General features: G+C 70.5%; 22 protein-coding genes. 10 read left to right on the top strand and 12 right to left on the bottom strand.

What is annotated here, in order from left to right; translation table 11 throughout:
* Positions 1 to 108: 108 nt before the first annotated feature.
* Entirely contained in the window at positions 109 to 1872 is a 1764-nt protein-coding gene (gene aspS, locus ACFWVE_RS13595) for an aspartate--tRNA ligase (RefSeq protein WP_384012485.1), read from the bottom strand.
* Between the two features lie 170 nt (positions 1873 to 2042).
* Here aspS and ACFWVE_RS13600 point away from each other — a divergent pair, with 170 nt between their 5' ends.
* Complete coding sequence (locus tag ACFWVE_RS13600; protein ID WP_384012487.1) at positions 2043 to 4235, top strand: SpoIIE family protein phosphatase; 2193 nt, start codon at positions 2043 to 2045, stop codon at positions 4233 to 4235.
* 169 nt (positions 4236 to 4404) lie between these two features.
* On the opposite strand, the gene ACFWVE_RS13605 is transcribed toward ACFWVE_RS13600, so the two are convergent.
* The 3 genes from ACFWVE_RS13605 to ACFWVE_RS13615 form a co-directional block, all read right to left on the bottom strand.
* On the bottom strand, positions 4405 to 5385 hold the full coding sequence (locus tag ACFWVE_RS13605) for a pirin family protein (RefSeq protein ID WP_384012490.1): 981 nt from the start codon (positions 5383 to 5385) through the stop codon (positions 4405 to 4407).
* Between the two features lie 204 nt (positions 5386 to 5589).
* Positions 5590 to 5748, bottom strand: coding sequence for a hypothetical protein (locus tag ACFWVE_RS13610; RefSeq protein WP_384012492.1), 159 nt, complete (start codon positions 5746 to 5748; stop codon positions 5590 to 5592).
* 407 nt (positions 5749 to 6155) lie between these two features.
* Complete coding sequence (locus ACFWVE_RS13615) at positions 6156 to 7667, bottom strand: alpha/beta hydrolase (RefSeq protein ID WP_384012495.1); 1512 nt, start codon at positions 7665 to 7667, stop codon at positions 6156 to 6158.
* A gap of 111 nt (positions 7668 to 7778) precedes the next feature.
* Between ACFWVE_RS13615 and ACFWVE_RS13620 the strand changes: the two genes are divergently transcribed.
* Positions 7779 to 8531 carry a MerR family transcriptional regulator gene (locus ACFWVE_RS13620; protein WP_384012498.1) on the top strand — a complete coding sequence of 251 codons (753 nt, stop codon included), beginning with the start codon at positions 7779 to 7781 and terminating at the stop codon, positions 8529 to 8531.
* Between the two features lie 49 nt (positions 8532 to 8580).
* Here the strand turns inward: ACFWVE_RS13620 and ACFWVE_RS13625 are convergent, their stop codons facing one another.
* Both ACFWVE_RS13625 and ACFWVE_RS13630 read right to left on the bottom strand, forming a co-directional pair.
* Positions 8581 to 8838 (bottom strand): transposase, encoded by a 258-nt coding sequence (locus ACFWVE_RS13625; protein ID WP_384012501.1) that lies wholly within the window; start codon positions 8836 to 8838, stop codon positions 8581 to 8583.
* A gap of 37 nt (positions 8839 to 8875) precedes the next feature.
* Positions 8876 to 9355, bottom strand: coding sequence for an SseB family protein (locus ACFWVE_RS13630; RefSeq protein ID WP_042163063.1), 480 nt, complete (start codon positions 9353 to 9355; stop codon positions 8876 to 8878).
* Positions 9356 to 9579: 224 nt separating this feature from the next.
* Here ACFWVE_RS13630 and ACFWVE_RS13635 point away from each other — a divergent pair, with 224 nt between their 5' ends.
* From ACFWVE_RS13635 to ACFWVE_RS13650, 4 genes are all read left to right on the top strand, one after another.
* Positions 9580 to 11406 (top strand): acyl-CoA dehydrogenase, encoded by a 1827-nt coding sequence (locus ACFWVE_RS13635; RefSeq protein ID WP_384012671.1) that lies wholly within the window; start codon positions 9580 to 9582, stop codon positions 11404 to 11406.
* Positions 11407 to 11555: 149 nt separating this feature from the next.
* A complete protein-coding gene (locus ACFWVE_RS13640; protein ID WP_384012504.1) occupies positions 11556 to 12905 on the top strand; it encodes a M18 family aminopeptidase in 1350 nt (449 codons plus the stop codon).
* A 146-nt stretch (positions 12906 to 13051) separates the two neighbouring features.
* On the top strand, positions 13052 to 13300 hold the full coding sequence (locus tag ACFWVE_RS13645) for a DUF6458 family protein (protein WP_384012507.1): 249 nt from the start codon (positions 13052 to 13054) through the stop codon (positions 13298 to 13300).
* A gap of 101 nt (positions 13301 to 13401) precedes the next feature.
* Positions 13402 to 13893: an LURP-one-related/scramblase family protein gene (locus ACFWVE_RS13650; protein WP_384012510.1), complete on the top strand. Its 492-nt coding sequence runs from the start codon at positions 13402 to 13404 to the stop codon at positions 13891 to 13893.
* 46 nt (positions 13894 to 13939) lie between these two features.
* Here ACFWVE_RS13650 and ACFWVE_RS13655 read toward each other — a convergent pair whose 3' ends face one another.
* The gene (locus ACFWVE_RS13655) at positions 13940 to 14758 is read right to left on the bottom strand and encodes a carbon-nitrogen family hydrolase (RefSeq protein ID WP_384012513.1); all 819 of its coding nucleotides are present in this window, start codon (positions 14756 to 14758) and stop codon (positions 13940 to 13942) included.
* A 215-nt stretch (positions 14759 to 14973) separates the two neighbouring features.
* On the opposite strand from ACFWVE_RS13655, the gene ACFWVE_RS13660 reads away from it, so the two are divergent.
* Complete coding sequence (locus tag ACFWVE_RS13660) at positions 14974 to 15798, top strand: maleylpyruvate isomerase family mycothiol-dependent enzyme (RefSeq protein WP_384012516.1); 825 nt, start codon at positions 14974 to 14976, stop codon at positions 15796 to 15798.
* Positions 15799 to 15920: 122 nt separating this feature from the next.
* Here the strand turns inward: ACFWVE_RS13660 and ACFWVE_RS13665 are convergent, their stop codons facing one another.
* Complete coding sequence (locus ACFWVE_RS13665) at positions 15921 to 17228, bottom strand: nitrate/nitrite transporter (RefSeq protein ID WP_384012518.1); 1308 nt, start codon at positions 17226 to 17228, stop codon at positions 15921 to 15923.
* Positions 17225 to 17878, bottom strand: a complete 654-nt coding sequence (locus ACFWVE_RS13670; protein ID WP_384012521.1) for a GntR family transcriptional regulator — start codon at positions 17876 to 17878, stop codon at positions 17225 to 17227. Before ACFWVE_RS13670 ends, ACFWVE_RS13665 begins: the two co-directional genes overlap by 4 nt.
* 185 nt (positions 17879 to 18063) lie before the next feature.
* On the opposite strand from ACFWVE_RS13670, the gene ACFWVE_RS13675 reads away from it, so the two are divergent.
* The gene (locus ACFWVE_RS13675) at positions 18064 to 18963 is read left to right on the top strand and encodes a D-alanyl-D-alanine carboxypeptidase family protein (protein WP_384012524.1); all 900 of its coding nucleotides are present in this window, start codon (positions 18064 to 18066) and stop codon (positions 18961 to 18963) included.
* Positions 18964 to 19158: 195 nt separating this feature from the next.
* On the top strand, positions 19159 to 20115 hold the full coding sequence (locus ACFWVE_RS13680; RefSeq protein ID WP_384012526.1) for a Bro-N domain-containing protein: 957 nt from the start codon (positions 19159 to 19161) through the stop codon (positions 20113 to 20115).
* Between the two features lie 79 nt (positions 20116 to 20194).
* Here the strand turns inward: ACFWVE_RS13680 and ACFWVE_RS13685 are convergent, their stop codons facing one another.
* From ACFWVE_RS13685 to pdhA, 3 genes are read right to left on the bottom strand one after another with little or no spacing between them, the layout of a single operon-like run.
* Positions 20195 to 21703, bottom strand: coding sequence for a dihydrolipoamide acetyltransferase family protein (locus ACFWVE_RS13685; RefSeq protein WP_384012529.1), 1509 nt, complete (start codon positions 21701 to 21703; stop codon positions 20195 to 20197).
* A 17-nt stretch (positions 21704 to 21720) separates the two neighbouring features.
* A complete protein-coding gene (locus ACFWVE_RS13690) occupies positions 21721 to 22722 on the bottom strand; it encodes an alpha-ketoacid dehydrogenase subunit beta (RefSeq protein WP_384012532.1) in 1002 nt (333 codons plus the stop codon).
* Between the two features lies 1 nt (position 22723).
* A complete protein-coding gene (gene pdhA / locus ACFWVE_RS13695; protein WP_384012534.1) occupies positions 22724 to 24034 on the bottom strand; it encodes a pyruvate dehydrogenase (acetyl-transferring) E1 component subunit alpha in 1311 nt (436 codons plus the stop codon).
* 496 nt (positions 24035 to 24530) lie between these two features.
* Here pdhA and ACFWVE_RS13700 point away from each other — a divergent pair, with 496 nt between their 5' ends.
* Positions 24531 to 25562 carry a phosphotransferase gene (locus ACFWVE_RS13700; RefSeq protein WP_384012536.1) on the top strand — a complete coding sequence of 344 codons (1032 nt, stop codon included), beginning with the start codon at positions 24531 to 24533 and terminating at the stop codon, positions 25560 to 25562.
* The last annotated feature ends 15 nt before the right edge of the window (positions 25563 to 25577 follow it).

The raw sequence follows: 25577 nt of genomic DNA on the forward strand, positions 1-25577 counted from the left end.
TTAGTCCCGCTCGGCGGGACCGACCCCTACACCCCGCTCGCATCCCCACCCGGGCGGGCCCGCAACCCGTTATGCTTTTGGTTCCGGGCCCCCTGGCGTGTGGCCGGTCTACTTCGCCTGCGGCTTGCGTACCGTCAGGTGGAGTTCCTTCAGGCGGGCCTCGTCCAGCTCGGTCGGGGCGCCCATCATCAGGTCCTGGGCGTTGCCGTTGAGCGGGAAGGCGATGGTCTCGCGGATGCTGGGCTCGTCGGCGAGCAGCATGACGATACGGTCGATGCCGGGCGCGATGCCGCCGTGCGGCGGGGCGCCGAAGCGGAACGCGCGCAGCATGCCGGCGAACTTCTCCTCGACCGTCCCGCGGTCGTAGCCCGCGATCTCGAAGGCCTTGATCATGACGTCCGGCTCGTGGTTCCGGATCGCGCCCGAGGACAGCTCGACACCGTTGCAGACGATGTCGTACTGCCAGCCCAGGATGTCCAGCGGGTCCTGGGTCTCCAGGGCCTCCAGGCCGCCCTGCGGCATCGAGAAGGGGTTGTGCGAGAAGTCGATCGCGCCGGTGTCCTCGTCCTTCTCGTACATCGGGAAGTCGACGATCCAGCAGAAGCGGAAGACGTCCTCCTCGAACTGCCCGGCCCGCTTGGCGGCCTCGACGCGGACCGCGCCCATGATCTTCGAGACCTCGTCGAACTCGCCCGCGCCGAAGAACACCGCGTGACCGGGGGCCAGCGAGAGCCGCTTGGTCAGCTCGGCGACGTTCTCCTCGGTGAGGAACTTCGCGATCGGGCCGGACAGCGCACCGTCCTCGCCGACCCGTACCCACGCCAGGCCCTTCGCGCCCTGCGTGACCGCGTAGTCACCGAGCTGGTCGAAGAACCTGCGCGGCTGGCCGGAGACGTCCGGCACCGGCAGCGCGCGCACGTGCTTGCCGGCGAACGCCTTGAACTCCGAGCCCTCGAAGACGTCGGTGATGTCGGCGAGCTCCAGCTTGGCGCGCAGGTCCGGCTTGTCGGAGCCGTACTTCAGCATCGCCTCGCGGAACGGGATCCGCGGGAACGGGGACGTCACGTGGCGGCCGTTGCCGAACTCCTCGAACAGCTCGGTCATCAGCTTCTCGATCGGCTGGAAGACGTCCTCCTGCTCGACGAAGCTCATCTCCACGTCGAGCTGGTAGAACTCGCCCGGCGAACGGTCCGCGCGGGCGTCCTCGTCACGGAAGCAGGGCGCGATCTGGAAGTAGCGGTCGAAGCCGGAGACCATCAGCAGCTGCTTGAACTGCTGCGGAGCCTGCGGCAGCGCGTAGAACCTGCCCGCGTTGAGGCGCGACGGGACGACGAAGTCGCGGGCGCCCTCGGGGGAGGTGGCGCTGAGGATCGGCGTCGCCATCTCGTTGAAGCCCAGCGCCGTCATCTTGTGGCGGATGGCCGAGATCACCGACGTCCGCAGCAGGATGTTGCGGTGCATGCGCTCACGGCGCAGGTCCAGGAAGCGGTACTCCAGGCGCCGCTCCTCGTTGACCCCGTCCTCGGCGTTGATCGTGAAGGGGAGCGGAGCCGCCGCGCCCAGCACCTCGACCTCGCCGACCTCGACCTCGACCTCGCCGGTCGGCAGTTCGGGGTTGACGTTCTCCGTGCCGCGGGAGACGACCTTGCCGTCGATCCGGACGACGGTCTCCTTGGAGAGCCGGTCCAGGGCCTCGTAGGCGGGCGTGCCGGGACGGGCCACGAGCTGCGTGATGCCGTAGTGATCGCGCAGATCGATGAAGAGGATGCCGCCCAGGTCGCGCCGATTGTGCAGCCAGCCGCTCAACCGGACGTCGGTGCCGACGTCAGAGGCGCGGAGCTCGCCGCAGGTGTGGGACCTGTACCGATGCATCGTCGTTCATCCAGCCTTCGCGGATCGGGGTCTTGGTGTCGGGGCCGTTGTTTCACGTGAAACTCCCCCAAGCCTACCGGCCGGTCCACGATCGCTTCCCCAGGATTACCGGCCGGACCCGCGGACGTCGCCGGTGGCATTTTCCTCACGAATCTCCATAAAGTGGGGCAATGCGCACTGGTGAGTTCCTGCCTTCCGTGAGGGACGTCCTCGCCCTCGTCGAGACCGGGAGATGGCACTGGGACACAGCAGCCGGGCTGGTGACGGTCGACGAGGTCTCGGCGCGGCTCCTGGGGCTGCCCGCCGAGCAGGTCACCCTCACGGAGGCCCAGGTACGGGCGCGGCTGCACCCGGTCGACTGGAACGAGATCACCGCGGTGGTCCAGCTCGCCGTCGCCGAAGGCACTCTCGCCGAGGTACGCATCCGGATCATGGACGACCAGGGGCGGGTCGTACGGGTGGTGCGCAGCCGCTCCAAGCCGACCTTCGACCCCCTGCGCAAGGCGTACCTGCTCACCGGGATCCTTCAGGAGGTCACCGATCCGGCACCCGGCACCCCCGCCGGCCGCAACGCGGTCACCGGCGACTGGCGCCGGTCCCGGGAGGCGTTCCTGCTGGACGCGGGCAGGGCGCTGGCCGAGGCGCGCTCGACACAGGAGGTGCTGCGGGTCGCGGCGAACCTCTCGATGCCGGGCTTCTCACCGGACGGACTCGCGGTGTACGGCGTGACGGGCGACCAGCTCACCGTCATCGGCCACCACGGACCGGAGCCCGACTCCGAAGGTCCGTTCTCCATGCCTCTGGACACGACCTTCCCGGCCGCCGAGGTGGCCCGGACGGGCCGCGCGATCTATGTGTCCAGCCCACAGCAGTATCAGGCCCGCTATCCCCTCACCTGGCCGCTGGCCGAACGCTTCGGCCACCAGTCCTGGGCCTTCCTGCCGCTGACGGCGGCCGGCCGCACGATGGGCACCTGGATGGCGGTCTTCGCCCACCCGGTCGCCTTCACCCCCGACGAGCGGTCGGTGCTGACCACCGTGGCGCGGATGCTGGCCCAGGCGCTGACCCGCGCGGGCACCGCCGAGAGCGAGCGGGCCCTCACCGACGGCCTGCAGCGCTCGATGCTGCCCAGGCTCGGCCCGCAGCGCATCCCGGGGATGAGCGTTGCCGCGCGGTACGTCCCCACCGGCGGCGGCCTCCAGGTCGGCGGCGACTGGTACGACGTGATCACGCTGCCGAACGAACGGTTCGCCCTGGTCATCGGGGATGTGCAGGGGCACGACGTACGGGCCGCCGGGCTCATGGGCCAGCTGCGCATAGCCCTGCGGGCGTACGCCTCCGAGGGACACCGGCCCGACGCCGTGCTCTCCCGCGCCTCCCGCTTCCTGTACGGGATCAACGAGGCGGACCCCGCCGATCCGCGCTACGCGACGTGCCTGTACGTCGAGGTGGACCCCGCCGGCGGGGTGCTGGACATCGCCCGCGCGGGACACCACGATCCCGCGGTCCGCATGCCCGACGCGACCGTACTGACCCGGCAGACGGCCGGCGGGGTCCCCCTGGGCATCGACCCGGGCGCCGACTACCCCACCACCCGCATGGTCCTGGAGCCCGGAGAGACCATGCTGGTTTGCACGGACGGGCTGATCGAGACCGGCGGCCACGACCTGGACACCGGCTGGCGGCGACTGCGCACCGTCCTCGAACGCCACCGGGGCAGCCTGGAGGAACTGGCCGACGCCCTGGTGCAGGCGGTCCACGGCCCCTCCTCGCACCACACCACCGGCCCCCTGACCGACCGCCGCGAGGACGACATCGCCCTGCTGCTGCTCACCCGGCAGGCCGAGGGCCCCGGCGCCGGTCCGGGCACGCTGCGGTCGGCGCTGCGCCGCACCATGCTGACGGTGGAGCAGTCCGAGCCGGAACGGATCGCGGAGGCCCGGCAGCACCTGCGCGAGCTGCTGCACGACTGGTGCTCGCCGGACCAGGTCGACTCGGCGGTCCTGCTCCTGTCGGAGGTGCTCACCAACGTCCTCGTGCACACCGACGCCGACGCCCTCCTCCAAGCCGAGGTCATCAGCGGGCCCGAGGGACGCCGGATGCACATCGAGGTCACCGACGGGGGCCCCGACCTCCCGCACATCCGCACACCGGGCGAGCTGGCGTCCTCCGGTCGCGGCCTGCTCCTGATCGAACTCCTGGCCCACACCTGGGGCGTCTCCCCACGCGGCAAGGGCAAGAGCATCTGGTTCGAGCTGGACGAGTCGGACACCCCGCCCGAGGGGGCCGACGGGACCGAGAGGACCGCTGCCTCGACGCCCCCCGAGGACCGCAAGCTCCACGAGGACCGCACCACCCCGTGAAGGCCCTCGTCATCCTCCGGTGCAGCGCCCGCAGGAGCACCGTACCGGGCAGGGCGTACCGGGCAGGGCGAGCAGTACGGGAAGCACTGCCGCCCGGAACTGCACGCAGCGCCGGGAACGGCCGACGGCCCCGCCCGGGATCGGACGGGGCCGCCACACGCTCGGCGGGTCAGGACTCCTGCGGCCCCGATGCCGACATGCCGTGCACGGCCGGAATGGTCCCCAGGCGGCCCTTCTGGAAGTCGTCGAAGGCCTGCTGGAGCTCCTCGCGGGTGTTCATCACGAACGGGCCGTAGTGGGCCATCGGCTCGCGGATCGGGCGGCCGCCGAGCAGGACGACGTCCAGGTCCGGCGTGTTCGAGTCCTGCCGCTCGTCCGCGCGGACGGTCAGCGAGCCACCGGCGCCGAAGACGGCCGTCTGCCCCATGTGGACCGGACGGCGGTCGGTTCCGACCGTGCCGCGGCCGGCCATCACGTAGGCGAGGCCGTTGAAGTCCTCGCGCCAGGGCAGGGTGATCCCGGCTCCCGGCGCCAGGGTCGCGTGGATCATCGTGATCGGCGTGTGCGTGATGCCGGGGCCCTCGTGACCGTCCAGCTCACCGGCGATGACGCGAAGGAGCGCGCCGCCGTCGGGGGAGGTGAGCAGTTGGACGCTGCCGCTGCGGATGTCCTGGTAGCGCGGCGCCATCATCTTGTCCCTGGCCGGCAGGTTCACCCACAGCTGGAGGCCGTGGAACAGCCCGCCGGACACGACCAGGTGCTCCGGCGGCGCCTCGATGTGCAGCAGGCCCGCGCCCGCCGTCATCCACTGGGTGTCGCCGTTGGTGATGGTGCCGCCGCCGCCCTGGCTGTCCTGGTGGTCGAAGATGCCGTCGACGATGTAGGTGACGGTCTCGAAGCCGCGGTGCGGGTGCCAGGGGGTCCCCTTGGGCTCCCCCGGCGCGTAGTCCACCTCACCCATCTGGTCCATCATGATGAACGGGTCGAGATGGCGGTAGTTGATCCCGGCGAACGCCCGGCGCACCGGGAAGCCCTCACCCTCGAAACCGCTCGGCGCGGTGGTGACGGTGAGCACGGGGCGTGCCACGGCGTCGGCCGGAGCGGCCACACGGGGGAGCGTCAGCGGGTTCTCGACGGTCACTGCAGGCATGTCGGTACCTCTCTCTCGTACGGCCATTTTAGTTGAGCATTGAACTTTCTGCCACTGCCAACAGAGAAAGCCCGGAGGGCATTCCCTCCGGGCTCGGCAGGCTCCTCGACCGGCGTCGGCCACCCGCCCGTCACGCGACGTCCAGAAGACTCGTGAAGATCTTGGTGAAGGGCTGCCCGGCCGCAGGCAGGGTGGCCCCTTTCTCTATGTGAAGTCCGACAGCCCGCGCAGGGCCTGCAACGTGACCGTCGCGGCCAGGATCTGCGGCGGCATACCCGGCCGCTCGTTCACCGACGGGTACATGTCCGCGAACACCTCCGCCGGAAACAGTGCCCCGCGATGTTCGGCCAGGAACGCGACCACACTCCCTGCCGGGATCAGCCCCCGCAGGTCTCCCACACATCCGGCCCGACCGTCTCCCCGGCCCATTCCCCCATCACCACAAGAAAGAGTCTGGCCCCGCCGCTCGCGCGCCGGGGCCAGAACCCCAAGATCTTCATGAGTCTTCTGGACCGGGCAGGGGGCCTGGACCTGCATTCCCCGTCCATGGCCTCCCGAGGCAGAACACCTCAGTCCTCCTCGGCCAGGGGGACCCAAGGGGCTTCCTGGGCCACCCCTGGCCGGCGGGCCCCGCCCGGCTGCTTCCGGCGGTGGCGGCGACGGTGGTGTTGACGTCGTACCTCACGATCGAGCTGCCCACCCGGCACGCCCTGGAGACGCCGCCGGCGGACGGGCTGCGGGCGGCGTGGGCGCCGCCGGGGATCCGCTGGTCAGTCCGCGCGGCAGAGCGTGTCCTTCGCGGGCATCTCGCCCTCGACGAGGTAGCGCGTGGCGGTGTTCAACGCGCAGGAGTTCTTGCCCAGGACGTAGACGCCGTGCCCGCTGTCGTCGACGCTGACCAGCCGGGCGCGGTCGCCGAACTTCTCGCGCAGCATCTTCCCGCCCCGGTGCGGGGTCGACGCGTCCCGCCGGTTCTGCAGGAGCAGCACGTTGCGCGGGCCCTCGGCGTCGATCTCCACCGGCGGTTCGGCGGGGGCGTACGGCCAGAAGGCGCACGGTGTGATGTTGGCGGTGGCGGCGCCGTACAGCGGGTAGCGTTCGCGGTCCTCGGCGACGCCCCGCCGGTAGGTGTTGACGTCCTCGGGCCATTCGACGTCGTTGCAGGTGACGGAGAGGAACACGGTCAGGGCGTTGTCGACCGGCGACAGCGCCCCGTCCGTCCCTTCCTCCTGGGCGGCCGACAGGCCGCGGGCCGCCGCCTCGTCGCCTTCGAGCATCGCCTGCCAGGTCTGTGCCAGCTTGGGGTACTGCGTCTGCTTGAACAGGTGGCCGAACGTCAGGAGCCGGAAGAGGCTGCCGTCGATCCCCGCGACCGGAGCCTTGTCGAGTTTGCCGGCGATGGCGAGGTAGGACGCCCGGACCTGTTCGGGTGTGCGGCCCAGGCCGTAGCTGTCGTGCCGGCGGGCGGCCCACTTCGCGAAGTCCGGCAGGGTCTGTTCCATACCGAGCGCGTAGCGGCGCATGCCGTCGCGGTCGAGGTGGGTGTCTCCTATGTTGCTGTCGAGCACGATCCGGTCGGCGCGCTCGGGGAACATCGACGCGTAGGCGGCGCCGAGTGCCGTGCCGTAGGAGTAGCCCAGGTAGCTGGTCTTCTCCTCGCCGAGCGCGGCCCGGATCCGGTCCAGGTCGCGGGCGGTGTTCGCGGTGGTGAGGTGGCGCAGCCGGCCGTCGCGGTCGTTGCCCGCGCACTGCTCGGCCGCCTGCTCGGCGATCTTCGCCTGCGCGGTGACCGCGGCGTCGTCGACCGCGTAGGGCGGGATGTTGGTGTGGTAGGGGCTGTCCTGCGTGAAGCCGCAGCTGACCGGTGTGGAATGACCGACCCCGCGGGTGTCCATGCCGATCAGGTCGTAGCGGTCGGTGACGCTGCTGGGCAGGCCCTGGGCCACCAGCAGCGCGGACAGCGCCAGCCCGGACCCGCCGGGGCCGCCCGGGTTGAGCATCAGGACGCCGCGCCGCTTGTCCGGGTCGGCGGCGGCCAGCCGGGAGACGGTGAGGTCGATCTGCTCGCCCTCCGGGTCGGCGTAGTCCAGCGGCACGGGCACGGTGGCGCACCGCAGCTCGGTCGGCGCGGCTTCGGCCACAACGTCGTCGGGGCACTGGCCCCACTTCACCCGAGGCGTCTTCGGCTCCTCGGCGGCGGCAGGCACGGTGGCCAGCGAGACGCCCAGGCCGAGGACCGCCAAGAAGGCCAGGCTCTGGCCGACACTGCCTTGTCGTTTCATGTCCAGTCTCCGAATACCGGTTCGTGGTCGTGGTCGCGACCACCCCACTCCCTGCCCCAGGGGCACGGTTTTGAATGGCCGCCGGGCACGATCCTGGAGAAAGGGCTCCTGGTGGCGTGGAGTACGCGTCAGCTGGCGGAACTCGCGGGCACGACGACCAAGACCGTCCGGCACTACCACGAGATCGGCCTGCTGGACGAGCCGGAACGGGCGCCCAACGGCTACAAACGCTACGGCGTCAGCCATCTGGTCCGCCTGCTGCGCATCCGCAGACTGACCGACCTCGGCGTGGCCCTCGCGGACGTCCCCTCGGTCGAGAGCGGCGACGAGAAGGCGCGGCAGATCCTCCGGGACCTGGACGCCGAACTCGCGGCGGACATCGAACGCCGACAGCGGATGCGGCGGGAGCTGACGGCCGTCATGGAGAACCGGGCCGCGCTCGACATGCCCCCGGACTTCAGGACGCTCGCCGACGACCTGCCCGAGACCCAGCGGTCCCTGCTGCTGGCCTACTCCAGCATCCTCACGCCCGTGGCGATGGCCGCCATCCGGGAGCAGCTCTCGAGGCCTCGCGGGGACCTCGAAGCGGAATTCGCAGCGCTCGACGAGGACGCTCCCGACGATGTACGGCAGCGGCTGGCGGAGCGGATGGCACCCGATGTCCGCCAACAGCACAGGGACCACCCCGGCCTGGCCGACCTGGAGTTCTCCTCGCACCGGGATACGGCGGTCGCGAAGTCGGTCGTCGTGCACGCGCTGGTCGAGTTCTACAACCGCGCCCACCTCGACGTGCTGCAACGCGTCCACACCATCCTCGTCGAGGACGACACCGCCGAGGGCGAGGACGACGCCGCCCAGCAGTGAGGGCGGCGCCGGGGGCCGGGCTCGCCACACCTGGGCAGTCTCGTTTGGATCACCGGGCAGGCCGGAGGAAGACGCCCGCGATGTGGAGTCGGGCCAGGTGGACGGTGACGGTCTTTTCGTAGCGGGTGGCGATGCCTCGCCAGTTGCCGTACTTCTCCGGCAGGTGAACCCACTGCGTGCCGGTCTGGAACTCGTAGGCGATCGCGTCGATCACCCCACGATGGTCTCGCCGTCTGCCACCCCGCTTCGGCGTGCGGTCCGGGAGTAAAGGCTCGATCCGCGCCCACTGCGCATCAGTCGACGGCACACCCGGACCAACGGCCGACCGATCCAACCGAAACTGCCTAGCCGTACATGCGTCGCATCGCGAACTCGACCATCTGCTCCACGGCCTTCGCGTCGAACACCATCCGGTGCTCGCCCTCCATGTCCAGCACGAAGCCGTAGCCGGTCGGCAGCAGGTCGATCACCTCGGCGCCGGTGATCACGAAGTACTTGGACTCCTTGCCCGCGTACCGCCGCAGCTCCTTCAGCGAGGTGAACATCGGGATCACCGGCTGCTGGGTGTTGTGCAGGGCGAGGAAGCCCGGGTTGTCGCCGCGCGGGCAGTACACCTTGGACGTCGCGAAGACCTGCTGGAAGTCCTCGGCGGTCACCTGGCCCGTGGTGAAGGCGCGCACCGCGTCCGCGAGCGACGGTGCGGACGGCTCCGGGTACAGCGGCTGCTGCTGCTGTTGCTGTTGCTGCCCATAGCCGCCCGGCATCTGCTGCTGCGGCGGGACATACCCCTGCTGTGCCCCTACGTTCTGGTCGTAGCCGTACATGCGCGCAAGCGTACCGAGAGCACCGCGGGGCCGGGCGGGGTACGGGCAGGTAGGGACGGACAGGGGAGAACAGAGGCGGAACCGCGGATCTCGTCACAGATGGCCGGATCGGGCTTGCTTCTTATTACTGGCGGGTAGCATCATCGTAGCCACTTGTTGGTATGCAAACCTGTGCGAGGAACCAAGTGCCTCGCCGTTCTCTCTACGGACCGGGAGCCGTCACCATGGGGCACTACAAGTCCAATCTCCGCGACATCGAGTTCAACCTGTTCGAGGTGCTCGGACGCGACAAGCTGTACGGCACCGGACCGTTCGAGGAGATGGATGTCGACACCGCGAAGAGCGTCCTCGAGGAGCTGACCCGCCTCTCGGAGAACGAGCTGGCCGAGTCCTTCGCCGACGCCGACCGCAACCCGCCGGTCTTCGACCCGGAGACCAACACCGCGCCGGTTCCCGCCTCCTTCAAGAAGAGCTACCAGGCCTTCATGGACTCCGAGTACTGGCGTCTGGGCCTGCCCGAGGCCATCGGCGGCACGACGACTCCCCCGTCGCTGATCTGGGCGTACGCCGAGCTGATCCTGGGCGCCAACCCGGCCGTGTGGATGTACTCCTCCGGCCCCGCCTTCGCCGGGATCCTGTACGACGAGGGCAACGACGCGCAGAAGAAGATCGCGCAGATCGCCGTCGAGCGGCAGTGGGGCTCCACCATGGTCCTCACCGAGCCGGACGCCGGCTCGGACGTGGGCGCCGGCCGCACCAAGGCCGTGCAGCAGGAGGACGGCTCCTGGCACATCGAGGGCGTGAAGCGGTTCATCACCTCGGGTGAGCACGACATGTCGGAGAACATCCTCCACTACGTGCTCGCGCGTCCCGAGGGTGCCGGACCCGGCACCAAGGGCCTGTCCCTCTTCCTCGTCCCGAAGTACCTCTTCGACGCCGAGAGCGGCGAGCCGGGCGAGCGCAACGGCGTGTACGCCACGAACGTCGAGCACAAGATGGGTCTGAAGGCGTCCAACACCTGCGAGATGACCTTCGGCGACCGGCACCCCGCCAAGGGCTGGCTGATCGGCGACAAGCACGACGGCATCCGCCAGATGTTCCGCATCATCGAGTTCGCCCGCATGATGGTCGGCACGAAGGCGATCTCCACCCTCTCCACCGGCTACCTCAACGCGCTGGAGTACGCCAAGGAGCGCGTCCAGGGCCCGGACCTCGCGAACTTCATGGACAAGTCCGCGCCCAAGGTCACCATCACCCACCACCCCGACGTGCGCCGCTCGCTGATGACGCAGAAGGCGTACGCGGAGGGCATGCGCGCGCTCGTCCTGCACACCGCCTCGGTGCAGGACACGATCGCGGTCAAGGCCGCGGCCGGCGAGGACACCTCGGCCGAGCACGCGCTCAACGACCTGCTCCTGCCCATCGTCAAGGGCTACGGCTCCGAGAAGGGCTACGAGCAGCTCGCCCAGTCGCTGCAGACCTTCGGCGGCTCCGGCTTCCTGCAGGAGTACCCGATCGAGCAGTACATCCGCGACTCCAAGATCGACACCCTGTACGAGGGCACCACCGCGATCCAGGGCCAGGACTACTTCTTCCGGAAGATCGTCCGCAACCAGGGCGCGGCCCTGAACTCGGTCGCCGAGGACATCAAGCAGTTCCTCGCCCTCGGCACCGGTGGTGAGGAGCTGGCGGGCGCCCGCGAGCACCTGTCCAAGGCCACCGTCGAGCTGGAGGCCATCGTCGGCCTGATGCTCACCGACCTCGCGGCCACCGAGCAGGACGTCAAGAACATCTACAAGGTGGGCCTGAACACCACCCGCCTGCTGATGGCCTCCGGCGACGTCATCGTCGGCTACCTGCTCCTGCGGGGTGCCGCGGTCGCCGCCGACAGGCTCCAGACGGCCTCCAACAAGGACGTCGCCTTCTACACCGGCAAGATCGCCGCGGCGAAGTTCTTCGCGGCCAACGTCCTCCCCGGCGTCACCCTGGCCCGCAAGATCGCCGAGGGCGTCGAGCTGGACCTGATGGAGCTGGACGAGGCGGCCTTCTAGGACCTCCCCGGACCTCCCGGCACAGACCGGAGGAGATCCCCCCGATCTCGTCCGATCCCGCCCGAGAACCGCCCGAGAACCGCCCGAGCCCGTACGAGGGCCCGCTTCCGCACAGGGAAGCGGGCCCTCGCCCTCGTTAAGGTGAACCCATGAGCGAACCCGCCCGCCCGTCTCCCGCCGCCACCCCTCCACGGAGCGCCGCGCGCGCCCCTCGCACCTTCGACCGCGGCCACACCGACGACCTCATGACCTTCCTCGCCGCCTCGCCCACGCCGTACCACGCGGTGGCGAACGCCGCCGAGCGGCTGGAGAGGGCGGGCTTCCGTCAGGTCGTGGAGACGGACGCCTGGGACGGGACGAGCGGCGGCAAATACGTACTGCGCGGCGGCGCGATCGTCGCCTGGTACGTGCCCGAGGGCACGGCCCCCCACACGCCGTTCCGGATCGTCGGCGCCCACACCGACTCCCCCAACCTGCGGGTGAAGCCGCGGCCCGACAGCGGGACGCAGGGCTGGCGCCAGGTGGCCGTGGAGATCTACGGCGGTCCGCTGCTCAACTCCTGGCTCGACCGTGACCTGGGCCTGGCCGGCCGGCTGTCCCTGCGGGACGGCTCGACCCGGCTGGTGAACGTCGACCGGCCGCTGCTGCGTGTCCCGCAGCTCGCCATCCACCTGGACCGCTCGGTCAACGCCGACGGCCTCAAGCTCGACAAGCAGCGCCACATGCAGCCGGTCTGGGGCCTGGGCGAGGAAGTGCGCGACGGCGACCTCATCGCCTTCCTGGAGGACACCGCCGGCGTCCCGTCCGGCGAGGTCACCGGCTGGGACCTGATGGTGCACTCCGTGGAGCCGCCGGCGTACCTGGGCCGCGACAAGGAGCTGCTGGCCGGCCCGCGCATGGACAACCTGCTGTCCGTGCACGCCGGAACGGCCGCGCTGACGGCGGTCGCCGCGACCGGGGCGGGTCTGCCCCACATCCCCGTCCTCGCCGCCTTCGACCACGAGGAGAACGGCTCCCAGTCCGACACCGGTGCGGACGGGCCGCTGCTCGGCGGCGTGCTGGAGCGCTCGGTGTTCGCGCGCGGCGGCTCGTACGAGGACCGGGCGCGCGCCTTCGCCGGCACCGTCTGCCTCTCCTCGGACACCGGACACGCCGTCCACCCCAACTACGCGGAGCGGCACGACCCCACGCACCACCCGCGTGTCGACGGCGGCCCGATCCTCAAGGTCAACGTCAACAACCGCTACGCGACGGACGGTTCGGGCCGGTCCGTGTTCGCGGCGGCCTGCGAGAAGGCGGGCGTGCCCTTCCAGTCGTTCGTCTCCAACAACGCCATGCCGTGCGGCACCACCATCGGTCCGATCACCGCGGCCCGGCACGGCATCAGGACCGTCGACATCGGCGTGGCCATCCTGTCGATGCACAGCGCGCGCGAACTGTGCGGCGCGAAGGACCCGTTCCTGCTGGCGAACGCGCTGACGGCGTTCCTGGACGGCTAGCACGAGTCGACCTCCTGCCACGGGCCCGTGTCTTCCGGCAGGAGGTCAACTCGCCTCCGACGCATGAGTGATGACTGCCCGGGTACCCGGAGGCAACCGGAAGGACCGGGGAAGAGCCGGAAGCACCGGCCAGGAAGGCGGCACTCATGGGACTCGGAGGGTGCATCATCCTGATCGCCGTAGGGGCGATCCTCACCTTCGCGACCGACTGGGACATGCAGGGGGTCAACCTGGACCTGGTCGGCATCATCTTCATGGTCGTCGGGCTGATCGGTGTGGCGACCTTCAGCAGCATCGCCCGGCGCAGGCGCGTCGTCGTACCGTCCGCCACGCCGGTAGTCGACGACACCCGCCCGCGCGGCCGCGACGGCTACAGCGACGGGTACGGCGTCTGACGGGACGTCGGACCCGCCACCCGCCACCCGCCGCCCGCCCGGTTCCGGCAATCGGCCCAGCGGCGGCATCGGCACACGGGAGAGAGGGCACCCCTGGTGTCATGAGATTCCTCGTACGCGACCGGATCCTCGGGATCGGTGACGACTACTGGATCGAGGACGACCGGGGCAACAAGGTCTTCCTCGTCGACGGCAAGGCCATGCGGCTGCGGGACACGTTCGAGCTGAAGGACGCCCAGGGCCGCGTCCTCATCGACATCCACAAGAAGATGTTCGCCCTGCGCGACACCATGGTGATCGAGCGGGACGGCGAAGGGCTGGCGACGATCCGGCGCAAGCGGCTGTCCCTGCTGCGCAACCACTACCGGGTCGCCCTGAGGGACGGCACCGAGCTGGACGTCAGCGGCAAGATCCTCGACCGTGAGTTCGCCGTGGAGTACGACGGTGAGCTGCTCGCCGTGGTCTCACGGCGCTGGCGGCACATCCGGGAGACGTACGGCGTCGACGTCGTACGGGACGACGCGGACCCGGCGCTGCTGATCGCGGTGGCGGTCTGCGTGATCCACCTGGCGGAGAAGGAGCGGGAGGACTGAGGACCAGGGACCGGCCCCCGGGGGCCATCCGTACCGGCGCGAGGGCTCAGCGGTGCGGGCGGTCCAGGCCGAGGACGCGGTCCTTGAGGGCCGGGAACCGGTCGCGGGTCTTCGCGACCTCTGCCGGGTCGAAGTCGACCGTGAGGACCTGCTCGCCGGGGCCCGCCTCGGCCAGGACCTCTCCCCACGGGTCGACCACGATCGAGTGACCCGCCTGCGGAACGCCGGCATGGGTCCCGGCCGTTCCGCACGCGAGGACGAACGCCTGGTTCTCCACGGCGCGCGCCCGCGCCAGCAGCGTCCAGTGGGACCGGCGGCGGTCCGGCCAGCCCGCCGGGACGACGAGCGTCTCGGCACCGGCGTCGACCAGACCGCGGAAGAGTTCGGGGAAGCGGAGGTCGTAGCAGGTCGCCACACCGAGCGTGGTGTGCGGCAGCTCCACCGTCACCAGCGCGTCGCCCGCGCTCATCAGCACGGCCTCGCCCTTGTCGAAGCCGAAGCGGTGGATCTTGCGGTAGACGGCGGCCAGGTCGCCGGTGGGGGAGAAGACGAGCGAGGTGTTGTAGAGCGGCGCGTCACCCTCCGGGGGACCGCCGTCGGCGGTGCCCCGTTCCGGGACGGAGCCCGCGTGCAGCCATACGCCCGTGTCGCGCGCGGCCGCGGCCATCGCCTCGCGGGTCGGCCCGTCGAGGGTTTCCGCCTCGTGCGCGAAGTCCTCGTAGGCGAACGCGCCGGTCGTCCACAGTTCCGGCAGGACGACGAGGTCGGCTCCGGCCTGCTCCCGTACCAGAGCGGCGACCCTGCGCCGACGGGATTCGACCGATTCGCCCTCGTTCACGGCGACTTGGAGCAACGAAGCGCGCACAATACCACCGTCCTGGCATTCGACTCGTCGGCACGGCCTACGATCGTCACACGAAAGCACTGCCGGGGTGCCTCACCGCAGCGTAACTTGGGCCCTCCCGGTTCGAGCGTAGCCGAGAACCGGGGGAGTCCCGAGACGCCCGCCGAGTGCAGCCACCGCCCACTGGCACCGCCGCCACAACCGCCCGTGTACCGACCGCCGAGGGGTCCCGTTCCGTGAGTCTGCATCCCACCCTCCAGCCCTACGCCGACGCCTGGAACCACTCCATCGAGGCGATATCCGAGCTGGTGCAGCCGCTCGTGGAGGCCGACTGGAACCGGCGGACGCCGTGCCCGGGGTGGTCGGTCCGCGATGTGGTCTCCCATGTCATCGGACTGGACACCGAGATGCTGGGCGACCCCCGCCCCATCCACGCCCTGCCGCGCGACCTGTTCCACGTCACCAACGACCGGCAGCGCTACACGGAGATCCAGGTCGACGTGCGCCGCCACCACACGGCGCCGGAGATGACCTCCGAGCTGGAGTACGTCATCATCCGCCGCAGCCGCCAGCTGCGGAACGAGTCGCGTGAGCCGGGCAGGACGGTGCGCGGCCCGCTCGGTTCGGAGCTCACGCTGGAGGAGTCCATGCGCCGGCACGCGTTCGACGTGTGGGTGCACGAGCAGGACCTGCGGGTGGCCCTCGGCCGCCCCGGCAACCTCGACTCCCCCGGCGCGCACATCGCCCGCGACGTGCTGCTCGCCGAGCTGCCGCGGGTGGTCGCCGAGAAGGCCCAGGCACCGCGCAGCTCGGCCGTGGTCATCGACGTCCACGGTCCGGTGGAGTTCCTGCGCACCGTCCGCGTCGACATCCAGGGCCGCGGCACGCTGGAGACCGCCCCTGCCCTCGGCCCGGCCGTCACCCTCGTCCTCGACTGGGAGACGTACGTCCGCCTGGCGTGCGGCCGGGTGACGCCGGACGCGGTGTCGGACCGGGTGAAGACGGAGGGCGACCCGGACCTGGCGGCGGCGATCCTGCGGCACTTCGCGGTGACGCCCTGAGGTGACGCCCCAGGTGCACTGACGGGGGCAGCGGGAGGCGCGGGAGCCCGGACGGCGCCCGGGGCTTCCGCACCGGGCGCTCCTTCCACCGGGCACTCCTCCCACCGGGCACTCCCGCGCCCCTACACCGGCACGTGCACGCTCTCCACCCGGCTGACGACCAGCCGTTCCCGTTCCCTGCGCGCCGCCTGCCCGCGCAGCCGCAGGATCTGGGTGAGCCCGAGGGCCTGGAGGACGAAGACCGCACTGAAGGCGACGCCGTAGTCCCCGCCGGTGGCGTCCAGCAGGATGCCGACCGCGAACAGGGTGGTCATGGACGCGATGAAGCCGCCCATGTTGGTGATGCCGGACGCCGTGCCCTGCCGCTCCGGAGGATTCACCGGGCGGGAGAAGTCGAAGCCGATCATCGAGGCCGGCCCGCAGGCACCCAGCACCGTGCACAGCACCACGAGCAGCCACATCGGCGCCGTCTCGGCCGGGTAGGCCAGCGTGAGGGCCCACAGCAGGGCCGTCGCCCCCACCGTCCCGAGGGCCAGCGGCAGCCGCGCGCCGTGGTGACGGCCGATGACCTGGCCGTAGACCAGCCCGAAGACCATGTTGGACAGCACCACGAGAGTGAGCAGCTCACCGGCGGTGGCCCGGGACAGCCCCTGTGCCTCGACGAGGAACGGCATGCCCCACAGCAGCAGGAACACCATCGCCGGGAACTGCGTGGTGAAGTGCACCCACATCCCGAGCCGGGTCCCCGGTTCGCGCCAGGAGGCGGCGATCTGGCGGCGCACGTAGGCGGCACCCTGGTGCGGGACGGGGCCCGGCTCGTGGCCCTCGGGGTGGTCCTTCAGGAACAGGACGAGCAGGACGAACACCGCGACGCCCGCGAGCGCGCTGCCCCCGAAGGCGGCCGTCCAGCCGATGCCGTGCAGCAGCCGGGCCAGGACCAGGGTGGAGACGAGGTTGCCCGCCATGCCGGCCAGCCCGGCGAACTGCCCGATCAGCGGCCCGCGCCGGGCCGGGAACCACCGGCCGCCCAGCCGCAGCACGCTGATGAACGTCATGGCGTCCCCGCAGCCGAGCAGGGCGCGGGAGGCGAGCGCCATGCCGTACGACGGGGAGAGGGCGAAGCCGAGCTGCCCGACGGTGAACAGCACGACGCCGATGCCCAGCACCTTCTTGGTGCCGAGCCGGTCGACGAGCAGGCCGACGGGTATCTGCATGCCCGCGTAGACCAGCAGCTGGAGGATGGAGAAGGTGGACAGGGCGGAGGCGTTGACGCCGAAGCGGTCGGCCGCGTCGAGGCCGGCCACGCCCAGGGACGTACGGAAGGTGACGGCGACGAAGTAGACCGAGACGCCGATGCCCCACATCACCAGGGCACGCCGCCCGCCCGGAGGGCCCTCGGGCAGGGCACCCGCACCTCCCGTACCGCTCATCGCACTTCTCCCCGGGCCAGGTGGGAGAACCAGCCGACGTGCCGGCCCACGACCGCGGCGGCCGCCTCCGGGTCCCCCGAGCGCAGCGCCTCGAGGATCTCCCGGTGCTCGGAGAGGGTCTTGGCGATGCGGTCGGGGTGCGAGTACATGACGGCGACTCCCATGCGCAGCTGACGGTCACGGAGCTGGTCGTAGAGACGGGAGAGGATCTCGTTGCCGCCGCTGCGGACGATCTCGGCGTGGAAACAGCGGTCGGTGACGGACGCGGCGGCGAAGTCACCGGCGGCGGCCTGCTCCTCCTGCCGGGCGAGCAGTGCCTCCAGGCGCTCGATGAGCCCCGGGGGCGCGGGGACGGCCTTGCGCACCGCGTGCTCCTCGACGAGCAGCCGGGTCTCGACGACGTCGGCGATCTCCTGCGCGGAGACGGGCAGGACGAGGGCGCCCTTCTTCGGGTAGAGCCGGATCAGTCCCTCGGCCTCCAGCCGCAGCAGCGCCTCGCGCACCGGCGTGCGCGAAACCCCGACGGCGTCGGCCAGTTCCCCCTCGGTCAGCAGCGTGCCGCCCTCGTAACGGCGCTCCAGGACACCCTGCTTGACGTGACCGTAGACGCGCTCGGCGGCGGGGGGTTGCTTCACGGGGACCGGACTCATGCGGACAGGATAGATACAACACGTACCCAAGGGTGCGCCCGTCCACGATGCGGACCCCGAAAGCAGTCCCGGCCTTCCCGTACAACCATCCGCACCGGGTGTGCGTCAGACTCGTGCGGCCCCTCTCGGTCGCGCCTCAAGTCGGCCACAGCAATGGGGCATTCAACGCAATCGGGGTACTTCACTTGAACATCGGCATTCAAGGCATCCGGGTCCGCAGAGCCGTCGGCACCGCCGTGACCACCGGCGCCGTGCTGGCCTCCGGCGCCCTCTACGCGGCGCCCGCGCAGGCCGCCGCCGCGCCCACGATCGCCGCCAAGGGCGGCTTCGTGATGAACAACGCGAACGGCAAGTCCCTCTACACCAAGGCCGCGGACACCCGTCGTTCGACCGGCTCCACGACGAAGATCATGACCGCGAAGGTCGTGCTCGCACAGACGAACCTGAACCTGGACTCCAAGGTCACGATCCAGATGGCCTACAGCGACTACATCGTGGCGAACAACGCGTCGTCCGCACGGCTGATCGTCGGCGACAAGGTCACCGTGCGCCAGCTGCTGTACGGCCTGATGCTGCCGTCCGGCTGCGACGCGGCGTACGCGCTGGCCGACAAGTTCGGTACCGGCTCGACACGGGCGGCGCGCGTGAAGTCGTTCGTCGGCAAGATGAACGCCGAGGCGAAGAAACTGGGCCTGAAGAACACCAGCTTCGACTCGTTCGACGGCATCGGCAAGGGCAACAACTACTCGACGCCGCGCGATCTGACGAAGATCGCGAGCAGCGCGATGAAGAGCTCCACGTTCCGCGCGATCGTCAAGACGAAGAAGTACACGGCGAAGACCGTCACGAAGACGGGCAGCACCCGCACGATGGCGCCGTGGACCAACACCAACGGGCTGCTCAGCAGTTACAGCGGCACGACCGGCGTGAAGACCGGTTCGGGCCCGGAGGCCAAGTACTGCCTGGTCTTCGCCGCGACGAGGAACGGCAAGACCGTCATCGGCACGGTCCTGGCCTCGACGGGATCCATCCAGCGCGAGTCGGACGCGAAGAAGCTGATGGGCTACGGCTTCGGCAAGATCTGACACCTTGGAACACGAAAGGGGCCCACAGTCCCAGGTGGGCCCCTTTCCCGTGCCTCGACGCCGCCGTCCGCCATACACACTCCCACCGGCCGGTACAGCGGTTTCGATCATCTTCGCCCGCAGTCGTGAACATGCTCGAACCAGCTGGCATATGCCCTCCGCCCCGCTCTACGTTCCGCGACGGAGGTGGTTCGCATGAACGAACCGAGCAAACGGCAGAACTCTGCCGAGCAGCACGAGGCGATCGACGTCAGCGACTTTGTGTACGCGGCTACCGGAGAACGGGTCCGGAGAATGACCATGCCGGACGGAAGCCACTGGTTCCCGGCGGTGGACGTCTGCAAGCGGTTGGGCTACACCACACCCCGAAAGGCACTCCTCGACCATGTCCCAAAGGAGCACCGAGACAATCTCGAGACAGTGACTGGAAGTCACTGTCTCAGCATTCCCGCAGGTAGGAGCTGGCGACGAGACCTGCAACTCATCGATCTCCAAGGTCTGATCCTGCTCGTCAACGCCTGCACCAAACCGGCCTGCGCCCCCTTCAAGCAGTGGGTGGCCGAGGTGATCGAGACCGTGCAGCGGGAAGGTCACTACACCTTGACGGAGGCCGAGGTGCAGTCCGGCGAACCTGGTGCCCCCATCGCCTACGCCATGCCGGAACAGGTCGCCGAGGCCATCGTCCGGCTGGAAGCGCACAACCTCCAGCTGGATGAGGAGTTGGTCGGCGGACAGCGCGAATCGATCGCGTTGCAAACGGAGATGCTGGCCACGCAACAGGCCACCCTCGTCGTGCACCAGGCCATGGTCCGGGCGATGGAACGTATCGCGGACCGGTTCGACACCCTCGTCCTCGAACGTCGGACGCCCCACGGCCACCTCGCTGCGCTGCCCACCACCGAGTCGGTGCTGGCCGACTGGCGGCAGCGGCTGTCCGTGACCGAGGACGTGTGGGCGGTGGCCGTGGTGATCGCCCCGGTGCTCGTCGAGAAGGGTGAGCTGCGCGAACCGCTGGAGTCGATCGCCGCCCGTACGGGGATTTCCGTGCACCGTGTCAACGAATGCCTCCGGCTGCTGCGCAAGCACGCCTGCATTCGCTCGCGGGGCGGGACCGAGAACGGCGCTCCGGTGTACGTGCTCCACCAGGTCTGAGCCCGGGCACAGCAGGAGGGGCGTCGCAACTCCAACTTGCGGCGCCCCTCCTGTGACGAACCTACTCGGTTCCTGGCCCTCACGCCCAGGTGATCAGGCGCTTCGGCTGTTCCAGGATGGCCGCCACGTCGGCCAGAACCTTGGATCCCAGTTCGCCGTCGACCAGGCGGTGGTCGAAGGAGAGGGCGAGCGTGGTGACCTGACGGGGCTTCACCTTGCCCTTGTGGACCCACGGCTGGAGCTTGATCGTGCCCACGGCGAGGATCGCGGACTCACCGGAGTTCAGGATCGGTGTGCCCGTGTCGACGCCGAAGACGCCGACGTTGGTGATCGTCACCGTGCCCGACTGCATCGCGGCCGGGGACGTCCTGCCCTCCTTTGCCGTGGACACCAGCTCGCCCAGGGACTCGGCGAGCTGGGGCAGCGTCTTGGTGTGCGCGTCCTTGATGTTCGGGACGATCAGGCCGCGCGGGGTGGCCGCCGCGATGCCCAGGTTGACGTAGTGCTTGAGCACGATCTCCTGGGCCGCCTCGTCCCAGGACGCGTTGATGTCCGGGTTGCGCCTGATCGCGACCAGCAGGGCCTTGGCGATCAGCAGGAGCGGGTTCACCCGCAGGCCCGCGAACTCCTTGTCCTGCTTCAGCTCCTCGACCAGCTTCATCGTCCGCGTCACGTCCACCGTCACGAACTCCGTGACATGCGGGGCCGTGAACGCCGAGCCGACCATCGCCGCCGCCGTCGCCCTGCGGACGCCCTTGACCGGGACACGGGTCTCGCGCGCCGTGTCGTACGACACCGGGGCCGGAGCCGACGTCGGAGCCGGCACGGAGGCGGGGACTGCCGGGGCGGGTGCCCCGGGCTCCGGCGCCATGGGTCCGGCCTCGGGGGCGGCCACCGCCGCGTGGACGTCCTCACGGGTGATGACACCGTCCGGACCGGTCGGGGTGACCGTCACCAGGTCGACGCCGAGGTCCTTCGCCAGCTTGCGCACCGGCGGCTTCGCCAGCGGGCGCTGCCCTCCGGCGACCGGCGCGGGAGCGGGCTCAGGTGCCGGTGCGGGTGCGGGTGCCGCCGCGTGGCCGTTCAGTTCCGCCTGTACGGCGGTGGCCGCCGCCTGCTGGGCGGGGACGTCCGGGGCGGCCTTGCGGGGACGGCGGCGCGTGGAGGACGTCGCCACGCCGTAGCCGACCAGCACGGGCTGGCGGCCCGAGCCGACCGCCGCCGGTTCGGCTTCCGTCGGTTCGGCTTCCGCCGGCTGCTCGGCGGGGCCGGCGGCCGGGGCTTCGGCAGCCGGTTCTGCGGGGGTCTCCGCCGCCGGGGCCGCGCCCCCCGAGACGTCCACCGCGATGATGGACGTGCCCACGTCCACCGTGGTGCCCTCGGGGAAGTGCAGCGCGCGGACCACCCCGTCGTAGGGGATGGGGAGTTCCACGGCCGCCTTCGCCGTCTCGACCTCGCACACCACCTGGCCGTCGGTGACCGTGTCACCGGGCTGGACGTACCACTTGAGGATCTCGGCCTCGGTCAGTCCCTCGCCCACGTCGGGCATCCTGAACTCACGCACGGGCGTCTGTGTCGTCGTCGTCATGATCCTCTCCCCCCTCCTCAGTACGCCAGCGAGCGGTCGACGGCGTCCAGCACCCGGTCCAGGTCCGGGAGGTAGGACTCCTCCAGGCGGGCCGGCGGGTACGGGGCGTGGTATCCGCCCACCCGCAGGACCGGGGCCTCCAGGTGGTAGAAGCAGCGTTCCGTGATCCGCGCGGCGATCTCCGCGCCCGAACCGAAGAACACCGGTGCCTCGTGGACGACGACCAGACGGCGGGTCTTCTCCACCGACGCCTGGATCGAGTCGAAGTCGAGCGGGGAGACCGAGCGCAGGTCCAGCACCTCCAGGGAGCGGCCCTCCTCGGCGGCCGCGTCCGCGACCTCCTGGCAGAGCTTCACCATCGGGCCGTACGCCACCAGCGTCAGGTCGGTGCCCTCACGGACCACGCGCGCGGTGTGCAGCGGGCCCGCGATCTCCTCGGCCGCGGCGGAGCCGCTGTCGGACAGGGTGACCTCGGCCTTGTCCCAGTAGCGCCGCTTGGGCTCGAAGAAGATCACCGGGTCGTCGCTCCGGATGGCCTGCTGCATCATCCAGTACGCGTCCGACGCGTTCGACGGCGAGACCACCTTCAGGCCCGCCACATGCGCGAACAGCGACTCCGGGGACTCGGAGTGGTGTTCCACCGCGCCGATGCCGCCACCGTAGGGAATGCGCACGACGACCGGGAGCTTCACCTTGCCCAGCGACCGCGCGTGCATCTTCGCGAGCTGCGTGACGATCTGGTCGTACGCCGGGAACACGAAACCGTCGAACTGGATCTCGACCACCGGGCGGTAGCCGCGCAGGGCGAGGCCGATCGCGGTGCCGACGATGCCCGACTCGGCGAGCGGGGTGTCGATGACGCGGCTCTCGCCGAAGTCCTTCTGCAGCCCGTCCGTCACCCGGAACACGCCGCCGAGCTTGCCGACGTCCTCGCCCATGACGAGGACCTTGGGGTCCGTCTCCAGGGCGCGGCGCAGCGACTCGTTGATCGCCTTGGCCAGAGCCATCTTCTCCGCCATGTCACTTACCCCCGTCTTCGTCCGCGAACGACGCCTGGTAGGCGGCGAACGCGGCCCGCTCCTCGTCGACGAGGGCGTGTCCGTCCGCGTACGCGTTCTCGAAGATGGCGAAGTGGTCGGGGTCCCGCATGGCACGGACCGCTTCGCGCACTCGTTTGCCCAACGTCTCGCTCTCGGTCTCCAGTTCCGCGAAGAATCCCGCGTCCGTGTGGTGTGCGGACTCCAGGTAGCGGCGAAGGCGCAGGATCGGGTCCTTGGCCTCCCAGGAAACCCGCTCCTCGTCGTGGCGGTAGCGGGTGGGGTCGTCGGAGGTGGTGTGGGCGCCCATCCGGTAGGTGAACGCCTCGATCAGCGTCGGCCCCTCACCGGCGCGGGCCCGCTCCAGCGCCCACCGGGTCACGGCGAGGTTCGCCAGCACGTCGTTGCCGTCCACCCGTACGCCCGGGAAGCCGAAGCCCTGCGCACGCTGGTACAGCGGGACGCGGGACTGCTTCTCGGTCGGCTCGGAGATCGCCCACTGGTTGTTCTGGCAGAAGAACACCACCGGGGCGTTGTAGACCGCGGAGAAGGTGAAGGCCTCGGCCACGTCGCCCTGGCTGGAGGCGCCGTCGCCGAAGTAGGCGATCACCGCGCTGTCCGCGCCGTCCTTGGCGACACCCATCGCGTAGCCCGTGGCGTGCAGCGCCTGGGAGCCGATGACGATCGTGTACAGGTGGAAGTTGTTGCTGTTCGGGTCCCAGCCGCCGTTGTTGACGCCGCGGAACATGCCCAGCAGGTTGGTCGGGTCCACCCCGCGGCACCAGGCGACGCCGTGCTCGCGGTAGGTCGGGAAGACGTAGTCGTCGTCGCGCAGCGCGCGCCCGGAGCCGATCTGCGCCGCCTCCTGGCCCAGCAGCGAGGCCCACAGGCCCAGCTCTCCCTGGCGCTGGAGCGCGGTGGCCTCGGCGTCGAAGCGACGGGTGAGCACCATGTCGCGGTACAGACCGCGGAACTCCTCCGGGGTGACGCCGGAGACGTACTGGTCGAACTCGGCGTTCTCGACCCGCTCGCCCTCGGGCGTCAGCAGCTGGACGAGGCCGGGTTCGGCGGCGCTCTGCGGCTTCACGCCGCCGGCCCTCCCGGCCGTCGGGGTCTTCCTGACGGCGGTGGCCTTCTTCGCCGCGGGTGCCTTCTTGGCGGGGGTCACCTTCTTGGCCGGGGCCGCCTTCTTGGCGTTGGTGCCGGTGCTGGTAGTGCGCTTGGTGCCGGTGGCGCCGGCATCGCTTCCGGCGCTGCGTCGCGGTGTGCGCGCGGCAGTGCTCTCCACGGTCACGTGTGCTCCTCCGTCGTTCCGACCCCCGGGGTTGCCGGTAGGTCTGGGGTCCCCCTCCAGCTCGTCGAAGCCTGGGGGAGGCTCACCTCTTCTCGACCACGGGCACGGGGTGGGTGCCGCCCGGCCGGGAACAGGCGTGACAGGTGCCCCGGCGAGCGACCTGCAAATAGCACGTTACCCAGTGCGCCACATTTCTGTGAAACCCTTCCTGACCTGGGATTTTGCTTGGATTTCCAAGTAAATCGGAAAGACGGGAAGGAGCGCTGGTCACAGCTTTGCAGGAGGCCGGAGCAACGGCACGTTATCCCGGCGACCCCGGACACGGGAAGGGCCGTGTCCCGCACTCGACCACCCGCCCGGCCCCCCACCCGGCCGCCGCCCGGCACCCCCGACCGGTTCCCGCCCGACGGCGGATCGGGCACACAGTGCGACCGTAAACGACTGACTGTGACAACGCGCAGCTCACGGCCTCGCGCGGTGCCCTAGCATCTGGCGCGTGTCGCGCTTACGTGTACCACCCCCTGCTTCTTGCGCACCCCCTTTGGGCGCCCTGCTGCGCCGGTACTCCGCCGGTTCCGCGGTGACCTGCGAGCCCGTCGACGAAGGCCTGCTCAACCGCGGCTACCGCCTGCGGACGACCCACGGCCGCTATTTCCTCAAGCACCACTTCGACCCCGAGACCGCCGATCCGGCCGCGATCGTCCGCCAGCACCGGGCCACCCGGCGCCTGGCCGAACTGGGCGTGCCGGTGGCCCCGCCGCTGCCCGCCCGGGACGGACGCACGGTCGCCGTGGTCGGCGGCCACGCATACGCCCTGCACCCCTGGATCGACGGACGGCACCGGCACGGCGGGCAACTCACGCCGGGGCAGTGCGCACGGCTCGGGGCACTGCTCGGGGCGGTGCACGCCGGTCTGGAACGCGTGATGCCGGCCCACGCACGGACCCACGGCGCTCCGGCGGAGAGCGCCGACCCGGCCGACACCCTCACCCTCATCGACGACTTGCTCGGCCGCGTCCGCCGGCACCGCCCCGCCGGTTCCTTCGACGCCCTCGCCCGCCGCCGGCTCCTGGAACGACGGACCCTCCTGGAGCGGCACGCCGGCCGGCGTCCTCCGCGCGGGGGCGCGGTGGGGTGGGTGCACGGCGACTTCCACCCGTTCAACGTGCTGTACCGGGGGAGGACGCCCGCGGCGATCGTCGACTGGGACCGACTCGGTGTGCGGCCCCGCGCGGAGGAGGCCGTACGCGCCGCGGCGATCTTCTTCGTCCGGCCCTCGGGCACCCTCGACCTGCCGCGCGTACGGTCCTACGCGCGCGCGTACCGGCACGGCGCGGGGGCCACGCCCGCCCAGCTCGCCGCGGCGGTGCACCGGGTGTGGTGGGAACGCCTCAACGACTTCTGGATGCTCCGCTGGCACTACGAGCGCGGCGACACCCGCGCGGACCCCCAGTTCCCGGCCACGGCCGCGCTGGTGGTGTGGTGGACCCGGGAGTACGACGCGGTGCGCGCGGCGTTCACCGGGTGAGGCGGGCGCCTGGCG

This window comes from Streptomyces sp. NPDC058632 (genome assembly GCF_042717095.1).
GTDB lineage: Bacteria > Actinomycetota > Actinomycetes > Streptomycetales > Streptomycetaceae > Streptomyces.